Raw genomic sequence first — 15,829 nt, 5'->3', positions numbered from 1 at the left:
TGACAATAACCGAATCTCAAATCGCCGGACACCCGGTCAATGATTAGACATAGTGGTTTACGACCTGTCTGACAGGTCATTTCTGAACGCGATTCTGCCATGGGGCAGGCCGGCGATAAATGAAGCGAGATCTGCAGCGGTTTCAGAACCAGGTATTCGATGTGCTCGTTCTGGGCGGCGGCGTCAGCGGCGCCTCAATCGCTTGGGATGCCGTCTTGCGGGGTTTTTCAGTCGCGCTGATCGAACGTGCCGATTTTGGTCATGCGACTTCTGCATCCACCTCAAAATTGATTCATGGCGGCCTCAGATACTTGGCGCAGGGTGATATTCCCGTTGTGCGCGAATCGCTGCGCGAACGCCGCTATCTCGAAATTAACATGCCGCATCAGGTTTTTCCGATGCCGTTTCTCATGCCGTTCTATGACTTTACACCGACCCCCCGCTGGATGCTCGGTATCGGCCTCACGCTCTATGATGCCCTCGCATGGGACAGAAATTACATCGACGACCCTGACAAACATCTCGACGGCAAACGCTGGCTGACGCGTGAAAAGGCGCTGCAGATTGAACCGGGCCTGAATCCCAACGGGCTGCGCGGCGCTTATCATTATTATGACGCTCTGAACCGGCACCCGAACCGGTCGAACCTCGAGTACGTGCTTTCTGCCGCCGAACGCGGTGCGCAGGTTGCGAACTACGTTGGCTGCTCCGATTTTATCGTCGAAGAGACTGCGTCGGGCAAAAAGGTTTCAGGGGTCATCGCCGAAGACCGCATCAGCGGAAAGCAGTTTCCCATACGCTCGCGCGTCACGATCAATGCGACAGGGCCGTGGGGTGACATGGTGCTCGCGAAGCTGCATCGAAACCCCGAACATAAACTTGTTCGCTCGAAGGGTATACACCTTCTGTTTCCCAGGTTTCACAAGAATGCGACGATTGGCATAGAAACACGCGATAAGCACCATATCTTTTTGATTCCATGGGGTAAGTATTCGCTCTTGGGTACAACCGATACCGAATATAAAGGTGACCCCGACGATCTGAGCGTCACCCGCGATGACGCGGAAACTTTTCTGAAGCAATACAACGATTACTTTCCGCAGAAGAAGGTGCTCGGCGATGTTGTCAATTCATACGCAGGCTTAAGGCCGCTCGTCGCCGAAAGTTCTGTGACTTCGACATATAAGGCATCGCGCCGCCACGAAATTGTCTACCACAAGAAGACAGAGAATGTCGACGGACTCGTTTCAGTCTTTGGCGGTAAATGGACAACTTCGCGCGCGCTCGCCGAGCAGACGATTGATCTGGTCGAACGTAAGTTTGGTTTTCCACGCCGCCGTTCGGTTTCGCACAAGACACCTGTCGTGGGCGGGGCGGTCGGTTCACGGCTTGCCACCTTTATCGCCGAAGCTCACGCCCGCTGGGACAAAGTATTCGCACCACAATTGATCGAGCACCTGATTGAAATTTATGGTGCGCTCTATGAGAGAGTGCTCGATTACGTCATTAAAGACAAGTCGCTGCTGCGCCCGATAGAAAACGAATATCCGTTTATTTTCGCAGAGATTTGCTACGCGGTTGACCATGAAATGGCGCTGACGCTGAGCGACTTCATGAAGCGCCGCTGCGGCCTGGGCAACATGGGTTATGTGTCAGATTCGGCACTTGCCGCCGTCGCGTCCCTCATGGGCGATCTCTTGCGCTGGGACAGCACCCGTCGCCGCGAAGAAATTGCCGAATTTAAGAAATCGCGTTCGATTATCGGTTAACGAAACTCAGCCATGCAGATTTAGCAGGCCTGGACCCATATGCACGATTATTCTGAACTTGAAGAATTTCTCAACGCTCAGGGTATTCGCTTTGATAGCGATGTAACTTTAAAAGAATATACCACCTTTCGCCTCGGCGGCGCGGCAAAGGTGTTCGTACAACCCCGGCATGCCGATGAACTGGCGCTGCTGCAGGCCTGGCTCGCGGGCCACGCTCTGCCGGTGTTTCTTCTCGGCGGCGGTTCAAACCTGCTGGTCTCAGACGAAGGTTTTGCGGGCGTCGTGATACATCCGCAATTTGGCGAAGAGCCTCGTATTCTGCACCAATCAACCGATCGGCTGCAGGTTTACGTGCCTGCGAGTGCAAGAGCGCCGCTTGCGGGCAAAAAGATTTCAGCCAAGGGCTTTGCCGGTCTCGAATTTTTAACGACAATACCCGGCCACTTTGGTGGGTCGGTGATACAGAACGCGGGCTGTTATGGTCATGAGCTCAAAGATTCTCTCGTGAATGTTGAACTCGCGCACCAGGGCAATGCGCAGACGCTGCCGAATATTGCCTGCGATTTTCGCTACCGCGACAGCCTTTTCAAGCGCGACAGCAGCTACTGGATAGCCGGCGCCACTCTTGAGTTACCAAAGGGGGATGCAGGGGCGATTGAGGCCCGCATCGCCGAATACAAAGCCCGCCGCATTGCATCACAGCCCAAGAACCGCCGCTCAGCCGGCAGTATTTTCAAGAACCCGCCAGCGGATATATCAGATAAGAAAGCGTGGCAACTGATCGAGGCAGCAAATCTGCGCGGCGTCAAAGAGGGCGGGGCCGAAATTTCAGCCGAGCACTGCAATTTTATTGTCAATAATGGCCACGCGACAGCTGCCGATGTCTATAAGCTGATTCGCCTTGCCGAACAGCGCGTGTTCGAGGCGACGGGCGTTCGGCTCGAGCGCGAGGTTGTACTCGTCGGCAACTTCGCAGAGCTTTGAGTCATATGCAGGCTCTGGAAATACCCCCGAAAAAGCAAAAAGCCTCGTCGTTTGTAGAGCGGTTTCTATGAAACCGCTCTACAAACGACTGCTAAAGCGCGTCGTCGCTAAGCGACTTAGCTGCTTTTCGCTTTTTCGGTTTCCAGAGCCTGCTGGCAGTTTCCTTTTTAAGGGAACTGCTAATGGTAGGGTTTTGCTGCTTCGCGGTACGCGTCAGGTGAAATCCCCGTTTCTATGATGCGCTTATACGTGTCGAAGCTCTTGCGCTTTTTTCGCGCGAAGCCGTTCTTATAATCGGTTTCGACGAGGCCGAAACGCGCATCGTAACCTTCGGCCCATTCAAAGTTGTCGATCAGCGACCAGTGAAAGTAACCGCGCACATCGGCGCCTGCCTCGATTGCGGCTGCGGTCTCGGCGAGGTGTGTGGTAATCAGGCGTTGCCTGAGTATGTCGTCGTGCTTCGCCTCAGCTGTGCCCGATTCAAGAATATAAAGGGGCAGCTTATATTTGTTATTTGCCGTGAGCAGAATTGTCTTCATGCCAATCGGATAATCTGCCCAACCGAGTTCATTTTTTATTTCGCTCTCGTCGCTTTCGTCATGGTTCTTGACTTCAAACTTTGTTGGAGAAAAAATATTCGATTTAATGTAAAATCTGCCGTAATAATTGACGCCGATAAAGTCTTGCGTGCCTTTCAGATCTGCGATGGTCTCTTCAATATCGGTATTTGTTACCTTCAACACACCCGTCTGGATAGCATCGGTGAAATCCCAGATGAAGGCCTGCTCGACTTTGCCCGCAATAATGCGGTCGAGCAGCGCATAGTTTCTGTAGGGCGCAAACTCGCGGGTGTGTTGCGTGACTCCCACCGAAGCCTTGACGCCGTTCTTGGTCGAGAAAACCTTAATGATTTTGTAGGCCAGCGCGTGCGCTTTCAGAAGCGACTGCATGACGGGCGCGACGGCTTTTTCGTTTGGCCGTTTCTCCATCGGGGGAAATATGCCCTGCATATAACCCGAATAGATGTAGACCATCGGCTCGTTGAGCGTTGTCCAGACGCGCACGTCTTTACCCCAGCGATTAACGACGAATGTGACGAAGCGGCCGAAATGTTCGAGTGCGTCAGCTCTTTCCCAGCCACGCTTGCCGTCTTTTTCGGCGAAAAACCATTGCGGCGAACTGAAGTGAAAGAGTGTCACAGAGGGTTCAATACCGTTACGTTTGAGCTCCGCAAAAAGTTTGTCATAGAATGCAACGGCAGCCGCATCGGGCTCTGTTGTTTCAGCTTTGGGGAAAAGTTTATCCCAAGCGATCGAGAAGCGGTAGGCGTTGTTGCCCATCTCTTTCATGAGCGCCACGTCTTCTGCGAGCTTCTCGTTGTGCGCGGTTTTTTTTGTGATGACGTCGGCAGACCAGAGATGCAGGTCTTTGATCGCAGCGCCTGCAACGGCCTTGCCTTCGCCTGCGTAACTCTTGCGAATCAGTTCTGCCCAGTCGCTTGCGGTCGTTGCCTCAAGCTGCTCGGCAGCCGTCGCAGTGCCCCACAAAAAGCCTTTGGGAAACTTCAGCGGCTGCGCAACTTCGGTGCGGGTCAGCTTCTCTGAGGTGCGCGATTTGCCGCAGTGTGTAGCGAGCGCCATAAGAGACAATAATACGAAAAAACTGAACTTACGCATTCGGTAGCACTTGGGTTTCGACCGAAATTGTCAAATCTATGCCAACCGGTGTCGAGCAGAATCAACCGTCGCACTACTCACGGGCACCGGCCTTTTCGAGCATGGTGATAATATTCGCTGCGCCCAGAATCTTTGCAGTTGCAAGGGGGGTCTTGCCGCTCGCCGTTGTGGCATTGGCGTCGAGTCCATATGAAAGCAACAACCGAACAGTTTCGGGCTGCTGTCGCTCAATGGCATCAAACAAGGCTGTGCGGCCATATCTGTTCGCGTGCCGCGGATTCAGACCCTTCTGCACCAGATACTGAATGGCTGCATTGGCGCCATTGCCGGCAGCGGCGGCCACGATATTATTGCCATTCTTATCAAGGCGTTGCAGCTTCGCGCCGCTGGCGAGCAGCAGTTTTATCGCCTCTATGTTGTCAGAACAGGCCGCGCTCCACAATGGGGTGTAGTCGTCGTTGTCCGCAATTTCAAGTTTTGCGCCGGCCCGCAGCAGCACCTTCATCGTATTCAATCTGGCTTTTCGCGCAGCAAAATGCAATGCAGTCATGCCGTTTCTATTCGACCGGTCATTGATGCGGGCTCCCCGCTTTAGCAGAAAGGTTACCATTGCCGCTTGATCGTTGTCCGCTGCGGCCATTAGCGGGCTACCCATTGTCTGCTGGTGCAGATTGATGCCACTTGCCAACAGCCTCTGCACGGCTGGCAGATCGCCCTGGTGGGCACTCATGACGAGCGCATTGATGCCCGTTGGCCTAATGACGATTTGCTCTCCCTTCACTGCCAGTGCTGACACATCGAGTTCGCAAAAGGCGATGAAGCTGCCTTCTAATTCTTCTTTCCCGGCCGAAATGGCGATTCCCGCAGCAAAATTGGGTTTGATCGAGCTGACGTTTCGCGCAAGATTGTCGATGTCTTTCTCTTGCAGAGAATACAGGTTCTGCCTGCCGGCTTTACTTACCCGGCCTTGATAAATGGCAACCGAATCTGCATTTTCGAGCACAAAGGCCTGCTGACTTCCCGTGTCGCACGCGTTTCTCATCGCAATTTCGAAACGATCCATGAATTGCTGCATTCTCGCCGTGCGCGTAGACAAACGGCCTGAGCCAGATGCGCATTGGGGTGCGAAGATGCATGAGACAAGAATGTACAAGGTGGCTTTTGTGAACCGGTTCATGATTCCCTCTAGATTCTCAGACAATTGGCAGGCGCTTGGCTTAGGTCAAATCATCAAGTGCCCGGTCAGTCAGTTAACCAACCCTTTGCGTCAGCATGCCGACCAGGCTCGTGAATTCTTCTGGCATGAGTCTTTTGGCAAGATCCATCGCGTGCGCATCGAGACCGATCAGCAGCTTCTTCTGTTTCTTCTTTACTGCGCCGAGAATTGCCTTCGCTGCGTCTTCGGCCGATGTGCTCGCGATGCTGTCGAAGCGCGAGGTGATGTGCGCCTTGTCATTGCCACCGGGCGATGCGTGCACCTTGGCATTGCGTATGATATTCGTCTTGATGCCACCGGGATGCACCGAAGTCACGACAACAGGCGAGCCTGCGAGTTCCTGGTGTAGTGTTTCGTTGAAACCATAGACTGCATATTTTGAGCAGTTGTACGGCCCGTTATTCGGGAAAGGCACGAAGCCATTCACGCTACTGATGTTGACAACCGACGCCTCTGGCCGGGTCTTGAGGTGTGGCAGAAACGCCAGTGTACCGTACACGACACCCCAGAAGTTCACGTTCATCACCCACTCGAAGTCTTCGTAGCTCACCTGGTCGAGTGGCTGCAGTACGGTAACGCCCGCATTGTTGATAACAATATCGACCTGACCATGTGCCTTGACCGCAGCGTCGGCGAGCGCATAGACCTGATCGCGTTTCGCGACGTCGACAACGTGCGATGTGATCTTCGTCTGCCCGTAGAGTTCACCGACAGTGGCTTCAAGATTTTTTTGCACCACATCGGCGAGCACCAGCTCAGCGCCAGCTTTTGCAAGCTGGTGCGCGAGCTGCCGGCCGATGCCCGAGCCTGCACCCGTCACAACGGCGACTTTGTTTCTGAGGTCTTTCATATGCAAGCCTCAAAAGAATGAGGCTCGCGTCAAGATTATCGGTGTGTGAAGTCACTCAAAAATGCCTTGAATTTCTTTTTCGTACAGCTCAGTAATCACATGCCGCCTGAGCGAAAGTTTTGCCGTGAGTTCACGGTCTTTCTCCCACAGCTGGCCCATGACGGCAATGCCGCCAATGCGCTCGAAGGCCTTGAAGCCGTTTTCACCGCTGATGAGCCGATGCGTTTCGGCCTTCAGCAGTTTCTTTACCTCTGCGTTTTGCGCGAGGGTTTGCAGATCGGTGCCAAATTGTTTCAGGGCCTCGGTGCGAGGTACGATGAGAGCCGCTAAAAATTTCTGGTCTTGCCCGACGACCATACATTGTTCAATCAGGGGGGATTCCAAAAGCTTCGATTCAATCGGCACTGGTTCGACATTCTCGCCATTCATCAGCACGATCGTTTCTTTACTGCGTCCGACGATTTTGAGGCAGCCATTTGCCGTCATGATCGCCAGGTCGCCGGTATTCATCCATCCGTTTTTCAGAACTTTTGCAGTTGCCTCGGGATTTTTGTAATAGCCAGCCATCACCTGAGGGCCTTTTACATGCAGCTCGCCTTTTCTGCCAAAGTAGTCTCTACCGGGATAAATCGTCGCGCCGGTTGCGATGTCGACGAGGCGAATTTCGGTCTCGCTATAGAGCGGACCGACCGAACCGATCACCGCGTTTTCAGGCAGCCGCACCGAGATGATCGGCGATGTTTCGGTCATACCATAACCTTCAAGTACCGCAATGCCGATGTCGTTGAAAAATTCGTCTATATGCAGGGGCAGGGCGCCGCCGCCTGAAATAGTCGCGCGCAACCTGCCACCGGTTGCTGCCCGAATCTTGCTCAATACAACTGCGTCGAGCAGCAGCGCCGGCACGACGGTCGCGATGATCACCAGAGTTGAAGAGAGAATTGCAGCCATACGCATGAAAATATTCTGCGGCAGAATCTGCAGGTTTTGGCCTCGCATCTCGCGCAGCGCCTGGCGGTAAACATGATTCACGCTGATCGCTGCATGAAAGAGAGCACGTTTGATGGGTGAACCTTCGGCGACCTTCGTTAAAATGCCGTTGTAGATACTCTCCCACAGGCGGGGCGCCGATGCCATAAACGTGGGTTTTACGCTTTGCATATCGGCCTTCAGATGCTTGACGTTTGTGTAAACAGTCTTGGCGCCCGAGGCGATCGAAATAATTTCAAACGCGCGCTCGAAAATGTGCCAGATCGGCAGAATGGAGAGCATCACATCATGGCGGTTGAAGCCCAGCGGCAGATTGCGTATCTGCGAAATAATGTTGCCGTGCGTGAGCATCACACCTTTAGGCGCGCCGGTTGTGCCCGAAGTGTATATCAGCGTAAAGAGGTCGTCGGGCTTTATCTCTGCAACCCGACGTTCGATCTCGATCTTTTCGATAGCTTTGCCAGCGGCAATGAGGTCGTGAATGTTATGGCACTCCAGCCGGGTTTTCTGGTAACTGAACTGGTTTATGAACACCACATGCTCGACGCCAGGCAGCTTATCGAGAAGTGAGGCGAACTTTTCCCAAATGCTTTGGTTCTCGACAACCACGATGCGGCAACCCGCGTGGTTAACAATATACTCAATGTCGTGCTCGGTTGCGTCGGTGCCGCGCGGTACATCTGCAGCCCCGGCCAGAATCACGGCATAATCGGCGATCATCCATTCGATGCGGTTATCGGCGAGAATTGCCACATGCTCTTTGGGCTGCAGCCTGCAGACTTCTATCAGCGCCGCCGAGAGATCGAGGCCCGCGTCATAAAGCTCTTTGTAGGTCGGGCCGTCGAACTGGCCTGGGCCATTGCGCGTCAGAAATGATTTTTCAGCAGCATAAGACATTGCCGCTTCACGGTAAAGCTCAGCGACGTTGCGGAGTTTGTTTTTTTCCATGCCTTGAACGTAGCACGGTTTTGGGCCGATGTCGCCCTGAATCACGATTCTGGACGTTTTTTTTCTCTTATTCCCGATAAGCCCCGGTTTTTTGCGAAACCGGTCGGTGTCTGGCCGGTTTCGAGTTTAAAGGCGGCATTGAATGCGCTTTTCGTGGCAAAACCGCATTCGTACGCAATCCTCAAAATGCTTAGGGGCTGATCGTCGGCGAGCCGGCGTTTTGCTTCTTCGATGCGCAACCGGTTTACATAACGGTTGAAGTTCATGCCAAAATTATCGTTGATCAGCTGCGAAAGCTGGTCTGGTCTGAGACCCAGTCTTTGCGCCAGATCGGCGATGCGCAGATTTTCTGCTGCGAACAGTCGCTCGCCGACGATGAGCCGCTCGAGCTGCTGCACTTTGGTTTCACTGCGGCCCTTTAAGCGATCGTAGCGGCGCGCGTCGCGCACCAAAAGTTCGGGAAAGTGCTGGTTGCGTGCCAGTGCGACAAATGCGAGTACCACCGCGAGTGAATAGGCAGAAAGCGCCAATACTTTCACATTCATCCAGTCGCCACCGATTAGCGTTGCAATCATCATTGCTGTTGCGACGGCGCAAATCAGCAAGAATACACGCATGGCCCTCAAAAATGAAAACTCGTTCGCCGTCAGCCGCGAGAAGAATGGCCGCAGATAACGAACCGATAGCAGAAAGTATACGAGCGGCGCAGTGTAGGTGATAAGAAATACCACCCGCAGCGACGGTATTACGTATTCTGGCAGAGGTTGTGAATGCGCGAGCATTTGCCTTTTGGACTCAGCCGAAATGGAGTAGATGTCGCTCATATAGAGCGTAACGGCGAGCGCCAGCAACAGGTGCAGAAGATAAACTGGCTTAAGACGAAAATTGGGTTCGGCGACGAAGCGCAGAAAGAAGTAGATTGCAGGCCCCGCAAGCATCACGATTGGCAGGTGCACAAAGGCAAGGTGCGGCAAAGATATGTAGCGATCGAGAAGAAACCGGGTGAAGAGCAGCAAGATCGCCGCGAAAATGAAAAAAAAAGCGCCTCCCAAGAGGCGCACGGTTTTGCGGTGCCTGCCCAGAACCAGCAGCAGCCCCGTATAAAAGGCCGTGCCGGCTCCGATTGTGCCCACGAGGCCGGTCAGCTCGGCCATAGATTGCGGTAGGCTATTTTGGTTTCCTGCGGAGACCTGCGTGATTTGCCCGGCAAATCAACCCGTAGATTGCAGAGCAATCTACTTGGCAGTCTGCGCCAGAATCTCTGCGACGTCGAGAGTCTTGACCGACTCTTCTTTCTCCATCGATTTGACGCCGTCGGCTACCATAGTAATGCAGAATGGGCATGCGCTTGCGACAGTCTTAGCTTCAGTCGCGACGAGCTGTTTCGTGCGCTTGATGTTGACGCGCTCGTACGTGATGCCTTCGGCTTTGAGCGCGGCTTCGTCGCGCGCGTGTTCTTCTTCTTTCCACATCTGCGCGCCACCGGCACCGCAGCAGAGGCCGCGTGACTTGCTGTCGACCGCTTCGACCACCTTACCGCCCGTTGCTTTTTCGAGAATCGAGCGCGGCGCCGAGTAAACGTCGTTGTAACGGCCCAGATAACAAGAGTCGTGGTAAGTCACCAGGCCGAGTTCTTTCGCCTTTGATGGGTCTACCTGAATTTTATTTTCTTTCAGTAGCTTGTCGAGGTATGTCGTGTGGTGTTCAACCTCATAGTTGCCACCCATCTGTGGGTACTCGTTCTTCAGCGTGTTGAAGCAGTGCGGGCAACCCGTAACGATCTTCTGCACGCCGTAGTTGTTCATCGTCTGTATGTTCATGCCGGCAAGAGTCTGAAACAGGTATTCATTGCCCGCGCGGCGCGCTGAGTCGCCCGTGCAGTTTTCTTCGGTACCCAGAATGCCGAATTTCACGTCGGCCTTATTCATGAGGCTCGCAATCGACTGTGCGATCTTCTTGTTGCGGTCGTCGAATGCGCCTGCGCAGCCAACCCAGAAGAGAACGTCTGGCTTCTGGCCTTCTTCGTTCCATTTTGCCATCGTTTTGATGTTGAGGCCTTCTGCCCATTCTTCACGTTTATGAGAACCAACGCCCCATGGGTTTGACTGGTTCTCCATGTTGGTGAGCGCGGTTTGCAGTTCGCCCGGCAGAGCACCCTCTGAAAGCACGAGAGCGCGGCGCATACCGATAATCGCATCGACCTGGTTGTTGCCCACGGGGCAGGCTTCTACGCAGGCATAGCAGGTAGTGCAGGCCCAGAGCGATTCTTGCGACGTATAGTTGTCGATCACGCGCAGTTCAGTCATCGCAGAAATTTCTTCGTCAGTCTTGCCGGCTTTTTTTGCCGCGTCAACTTTGTGCATCTGTTCCATCAGCGCGTGCTTGAGGTCGCCCATGATGCTCTTCGGGTTGAGCTGCTTGCCGGTGCGGTTCGCAGGGCATTCAATCGTGCAGCGGCCGCATTCGATGCAGCTGAGGCCGTTCATGTGGTCTTTCCATGTGAAATCTTGTACGTTCGCCGCGCCCCAGACTTTCGCGTTTTCAGTATCGAGAAACGCCAGCTGGCCTTTCGGTGTTTCTTTTTCGAACCAGAAGTTGACCGGCGCCCAAATCAGGTGAGCGTGTTTAGAGTTGGGTACAAATGCCATGAAGGCGAACACAGTCATGATGTGAGTCCACCAGCCGCCGATGTACCAATAGCCGGCGTTCGCCGAAGTTACGCCCCATGACGCAAGCAGCGCGCCGACGCTTTCGCGAATCGGCAGGCCGTGCGAATGGCCTTGCAATATTCCGTGGGCGCCTTCTGCAACCAGCGTCGAAATCATCAGTGTCGAGATCATGCCGATCACGATCATTGATTGACCCGAAGGGCGGTCGAGTTCATAGGCGCGGTAAACCCAGCGGCGCAGCGCGAAGAACGCGAGGCCTGCAAGTACTAAAAGCGAGAAGACGTCGAGCGCATAGTCATAGACGAAAGCAAAATGCGGTATAACCTTACCCATGAGGTCAGGTATTGAAAATTCATAACCCGTCGTGCCCACGAGGGGCATCTGAAACGGGCCGAAAAATCCACCAATCAGCTGGCTGGTCGTGTGGCCGCCATAGACAAGAAAGCCGTAAAAGATAAAGATGTGAAAAATACCGCGCACGGGCTTCTTCATGAGCTTCTTTTGCAGCAGAACGTTGATAACGATGTTCTTGATCTTCTGGCCAAGTGTCGATTTGATCTCTTGCGCCTGGCCGAGGTGCGCATAGCGCCAGTATTTCATGACGGCATAACCGGCATAAGCGAACGAAGCGATAAATGCCACTGCAAAGAGGGCAACCTGTGCGATTTCCATGGGTAATTATCGGAGTTTTTGGGGGAGTGTAAAGAGAAAAGCGGCGCACATTGCGCCGCTTTTCTCTTGTTGAGAATCGTTCTCGACTTACATGACGAGACCACTCGCGATATTCGGGCTCTCGGGGTTTACGACAAGTTGTTGTTTTAGCGGATGCACGAGCAAGTCCATGTCTTCAAGCGGAATCGCACCCAAGAGTACTTTTTCGCCCAGCACGAGAGCTCCGGTGAAACAGCTGCGGTTGGCAAAGCGAATCTGCACGGGCCCCACATAGGGGCAGAGCACCTTTTTGTGGTCGGCCAGGGTGACCTCGCGTTTCTCGAGCTCGGCAAGATTCAGTTGAATTCTCACATGCTCAGGTATGCAGAGCATGAAAGCCCCGGTGTCGACCAGAGCGTCTGTCGACAGGGGGCTCAGCGAAGCATCGCGCGGGTTCGATAACTCGATTGTTGCGTAGACGAGATCTAGAGGGGCTGCGCGGAAGGTCGCCATATGGGATATTACAGCATCACGGTTAAACGACAAAATTCAGGAAAAGCGGGCCTAAGCCCGTTCATAGAGCGATTTTCGTGTCGAAAATCGCGGAACTTTTCCTGAATTTTGTCATTTACGACCTTCCGCGCAGCCCCCATACCTTTTCTTGCAGGCGACGGGTCTCGCGTCAATGAATTCTACTGGCCGGCCGCAAGCACCTGCTCACGTGGTGCCGGCGATTGGTTGGCCTGCTGCGACGCAATCGTCTTCGCCTTAATCGCCTTCGGAACCTCTTTGAAATTCCAGACGAGTCCGAAGAGTCCGAGAAAGCGCAGAATGTAATAGGTCATGTCGATCTCCCACCAGTAGAAGCCCATGCGCGCAGACGCCTGGTAATAATGGTGGTTGTTGTGCCAGCCTTCGCCCATGGTGGTGATCGCAAGCAGCCAGTGGTTGCGCGACTCGTCGCCGGTTTCGTAGCGCTTCGAGCCCCATTTGTGCGTCAGAGAATTGATGGTGAACGTCGAGTGGTAAGTGATCAGCGTGCTGAGGAAAAAGCCAATCCACAGGCCGGGCCAGCCGGCGATCAGAAACGAAACGACGCCGAGAGTCCACGGGGCTATCCAGTCGTGTTTTGAGATAAACCTGATTTCGGGGTATTTGGCGAAATCTTGTATGTCTTCGATAGGCACGCGTTTATTTTCTTTTTTGAAGATCCAGCCGATGTGCGATTCGTAGAAACCGAGTTTTTTCATCGAATGAATATCGAGATCGGTGTCGCTGTGCTTGTGGTGCCCCCGGTGGTGGCCCGACCACCACAGCACGCCCTTTTGACCGGTTGTTTCGGCGCCGAATGCCAGAATGAACTGAAAGATTCGGCTGGTTTCAAATGAGCGGTGCGCGAAATAACGGTGGTATGCCGCAGTAACGAAGAACATCCTCACCCAATAAGAGACGATGCAGAGCACGACCGCTTTCCAGGTAACGCCTGTGTAAATTGCTGCGAGCGGTATAAAATGCATCGCGATAAACATCTTGTCGCCGCTGAACCACGAGCCGATCTTTGAACGGCCGGTAATTTTGTCGGCTTCGGTAAATTGTGGGGTCTGCGTGCCCTGAACGGGCAAATCTGTCGTCGTCTTCATATTTCTGAGATGGCGAACCTGCGGCGCGGGTTGCAAAAAAAATGAGGATTTATCCTTTTTCTTCGCGACACTCTGTAGGGGTAGGTTTAAACCTACCCCTACAGAGTGTCGCGCAATGAATCTCACACGGGCAGAATTTTTACGTTACACGGCCGCGCTGGCAGTACCTCTTGCCACCGGCATGCGCCTCGATGCATTACCGCTGGCCCCCGATTTAAATCGGGGGCAAGCGCTGGCAAATATACCTTCAACGGGTGAGAAACTGCCGCGCGTTGGCCTGGGCACGTACAAGATATTTGACCAGTTACAGCCGCAGCGTGCCGCGGCTTTGCTGCAGAATTTCTATAAGCTGGGAGGCCGGCTCGTCGATTCGTCGCCCATGTATGGCCCGGCAGAAGAGGTGACCGGTACGGCCTCGGTTGCCGCCAACATCAACGACAAACTCTTTCTTGCCACCAAGGTCTGGATCTCTGGCCGTGAACAGGGTGTTCAGCAAATGGCTGAGTCGTTCAAAAAATTGAGGCGCAAACAAATCGAGCTCTTTCAGATTCATAATCTGGTCGATTGGCGCACGCAGTTGAAAACTCTACGGTCATATAAAGATAAAAGGCTCATTCGCTATATCGGACTTACGCACTATTCTACATCCGCCTTTGGCGAATTGAAAAAAATAATCGAAACCGAACGCATCGACTTTTTGCAGATACCCTATTCGATCGCCGAAACAACCGCCGCGATGGGCAAAGATTCGCTGATCGAGACCGCGGCCCGGTGCCAGGTCGCCGTTATTGCGAACGAACCGTTTGCGCAGGGCCGTCTTTTTAGCAGTGTCAGGGGCAGGGGGGTGCCGCCATGGGCCATCGAACAGGGCATAACAAGCTGGGCGCAGTTCTTCTTGAAATTTATTCTGGGCGATGAGCGCGTGCCGTTCGTTATTCCCGCGACCAACAAGTTGCAGCATCTGCAAGAAAATATGGCTGCCGGGGTGGGTGATTATCCCGGGGCAAGTGTGCGCGCCCGTATGCAAAAAGATTTTTTGGCGACACGGTAGCAGCGCCGTATATGCCGTCTCTACCGATGTCGACCGAACGCTGCAAAGTGCTGATCAAAGATGTGCCCGAAAAGGCGTATTCCATCGTCTTTATCAGCGGTATTCTGAACCTGTTTACCGCCAAGCAGGTGCGCGCCGAGCTTGAGCCATTGCTTTCGGCCGAACGCGTACGCGTGGTCGTCGACATCGAAGAACTCGCGACCATCGACTCATCGGGCATCGGCGCGCTGGTGAATTTTATTCTCGCGATTCGCAAACACGAAGATGCACGCGTCGTCTTTACCACGCCAAGGCAGGTAGTGCTGCACATTTTTGAAGTGACGAAACTCAAATCATTCTTCACCATCATTGAAGATTACGCAGAAGCCGAAGCGTATTTTGCCTAGACTGCTTTATGACAGGCTTGTCATAAAGCAGTCTAGGTTCATTAACAAACGTTTACCCTTATTTTGGCGCACCATGCGCCGCGCCGCCAATCTAATCTCGAATGCGCGCCGTGTATGCGACTGCATACGCGGCGCGCGAAAACAACAAGGCAAAATTTGCGTGAAGGAGTAAGCACGAAAAATATGAAACTAACAGGACTTTTCCTGGCACTTATTACGGTCTCGGCCCTCTCGGCTGAAGAATCGGTTATCTTCGTTCATGGCCGCTCGGGCAGCCACTGCGATGCAAGCGGCGGATACACCACAGACGTGAACAACTATTGGGGCACTGCGAAGAGTATTACCACCTCTGCCTCACGCTACTATGTCGGCTACGACGGCGCCTCTGACCCACGCACATGGGGCAGCTGCCGTGCTCAATCGAAACTCTACCAGGTGCTCGAGGCAAAATGCAAGGGCTCTAACTACTGCACGATCATCTGCCACAGCGCGGGTTGTTATGCATCAGAATATTTCATCGATAAGTCGGCGACGACCTACAACATTCGCCGCATCTGGGCTTCGTCAAGCGCGGCCGGCGGTTCAGAACTTGCCAACGCAGCTTTCTGGGCGTCGAACGACATGGTTGCGGCGCTCAAGACCGGCAATGCGCGCGGTTCGTACAACCACAACAACATGAAGGGTATCGGCGTCTATGCGATCGCAGGTTACGAAGCCACCTGGACTGGTGCGTCGGTAATTCTGCCGGGCGAAGACGACGGTGCAGTTGCATACCACAGCACTTGCGGTCTCAACACAACCGGCAGTTTTTCAAACTGCCTCGGCGCAACGCGCTTCTCTTATCACTACATCTGGAGCGGTCGCGCTTCGGGTACCGAGTGGTCGAGCTCTAAGAACGGCTACCACAAAGTACACACGGGTGACGGTTCTAACTCAATCAATACTGCCGCAAAGCTTGAATACAATGCCTGCCGCAGTCTCGGCTTAGGCTGCAAATAA

General features: G+C 53.7%; 13 protein-coding genes. 5 read left to right on the top strand and 8 right to left on the bottom strand.

The window, feature by feature from the left end:
* Positions 1-119 precede the first annotated feature (119 nt).
* Together TURPA_RS00840 and murB are read left to right on the top strand one after the other, a co-directional pair.
* Positions 120-1,769, top strand: coding sequence for a glycerol-3-phosphate dehydrogenase/oxidase (locus tag TURPA_RS00840; protein WP_014801387.1), 1,650 nt, complete (start codon positions 120-122; stop codon positions 1,767-1,769).
* A 39-nt stretch (positions 1,770-1,808) separates the two neighbouring features.
* Positions 1,809-2,753: a UDP-N-acetylmuramate dehydrogenase gene (gene murB / locus TURPA_RS00835; protein WP_014801386.1), complete on the top strand. Its 945-nt coding sequence runs from the start codon at positions 1,809-1,811 to the stop codon at positions 2,751-2,753.
* Positions 2,754-2,932: 179 nt separating this feature from the next.
* On the opposite strand, the gene TURPA_RS00830 is transcribed toward murB, so the two are convergent.
* From TURPA_RS00830 to TURPA_RS00795, 8 genes are all read right to left on the bottom strand, one after another.
* Positions 2,933-4,429, bottom strand: a complete 1,497-nt coding sequence (locus TURPA_RS00830) for a glycoside hydrolase family 1 protein (protein ID WP_014801385.1) — start codon at positions 4,427-4,429, stop codon at positions 2,933-2,935.
* Positions 4,430-4,502: 73 nt separating this feature from the next.
* Entirely contained in the window at positions 4,503-5,492 is a 990-nt protein-coding gene (locus TURPA_RS00825; protein ID WP_041948216.1) for an ankyrin repeat domain-containing protein, read from the bottom strand.
* A 187-nt stretch (positions 5,493-5,679) separates the two neighbouring features.
* Complete coding sequence (locus TURPA_RS00820) at positions 5,680-6,495, bottom strand: SDR family NAD(P)-dependent oxidoreductase (protein ID WP_014801383.1); 816 nt, start codon at positions 6,493-6,495, stop codon at positions 5,680-5,682.
* A gap of 51 nt (positions 6,496-6,546) precedes the next feature.
* Positions 6,547-8,433, bottom strand: a complete 1,887-nt coding sequence (locus TURPA_RS00815) for an AMP-dependent synthetase/ligase (protein WP_014801382.1) — start codon at positions 8,431-8,433, stop codon at positions 6,547-6,549.
* A gap of 41 nt (positions 8,434-8,474) precedes the next feature.
* Positions 8,475-9,587 (bottom strand): helix-turn-helix domain-containing protein, encoded by a 1,113-nt coding sequence (locus tag TURPA_RS00810; protein ID WP_014801381.1) that lies wholly within the window; start codon positions 9,585-9,587, stop codon positions 8,475-8,477.
* Between the two features lie 81 nt (positions 9,588-9,668).
* Entirely contained in the window at positions 9,669-11,774 is a 2,106-nt protein-coding gene (locus tag TURPA_RS00805) for a (Fe-S)-binding protein (protein WP_014801380.1), read from the bottom strand.
* Between the two features lie 87 nt (positions 11,775-11,861).
* Positions 11,862-12,266 carry a clan AA aspartic protease gene (locus TURPA_RS00800; RefSeq protein ID WP_014801379.1) on the bottom strand — a complete coding sequence of 135 codons (405 nt, stop codon included), beginning with the start codon at positions 12,264-12,266 and terminating at the stop codon, positions 11,862-11,864.
* A 179-nt stretch (positions 12,267-12,445) separates the two neighbouring features.
* Positions 12,446-13,393, bottom strand: a complete 948-nt coding sequence (locus TURPA_RS00795; RefSeq protein WP_014801378.1) for an acyl-CoA desaturase — start codon at positions 13,391-13,393, stop codon at positions 12,446-12,448.
* Positions 13,394-13,508: 115 nt separating this feature from the next.
* Here TURPA_RS00795 and TURPA_RS00790 point away from each other — a divergent pair, with 115 nt between their 5' ends.
* The 3 genes from TURPA_RS00790 (at position 13,509) to TURPA_RS00780 (ending at position 15,829) form a co-directional block, all read left to right on the top strand.
* Positions 13,509-14,444, top strand: coding sequence for an aldo/keto reductase (locus tag TURPA_RS00790; RefSeq protein ID WP_014801377.1), 936 nt, complete (start codon positions 13,509-13,511; stop codon positions 14,442-14,444).
* Between the two features lie 11 nt (positions 14,445-14,455).
* A complete protein-coding gene (locus TURPA_RS00785) occupies positions 14,456-14,830 on the top strand; it encodes an STAS domain-containing protein (RefSeq protein ID WP_014801376.1) in 375 nt (124 codons plus the stop codon).
* Between the two features lie 183 nt (positions 14,831-15,013).
* Positions 15,014-15,829, top strand: a complete 816-nt coding sequence (locus TURPA_RS00780) for a hypothetical protein (RefSeq protein ID WP_014801375.1) — start codon at positions 15,014-15,016, stop codon at positions 15,827-15,829.

The organism is Turneriella parva DSM 21527, from assembly GCF_000266885.1.
GTDB classification, from domain to species: domain Bacteria; phylum Spirochaetota; class Leptospiria; order Turneriellales; family Turneriellaceae; genus Turneriella; species Turneriella parva.
Note: the sequence above shows the minus strand (reverse complement) of the source record. Positions and strands in the feature narration are given on the sequence as shown.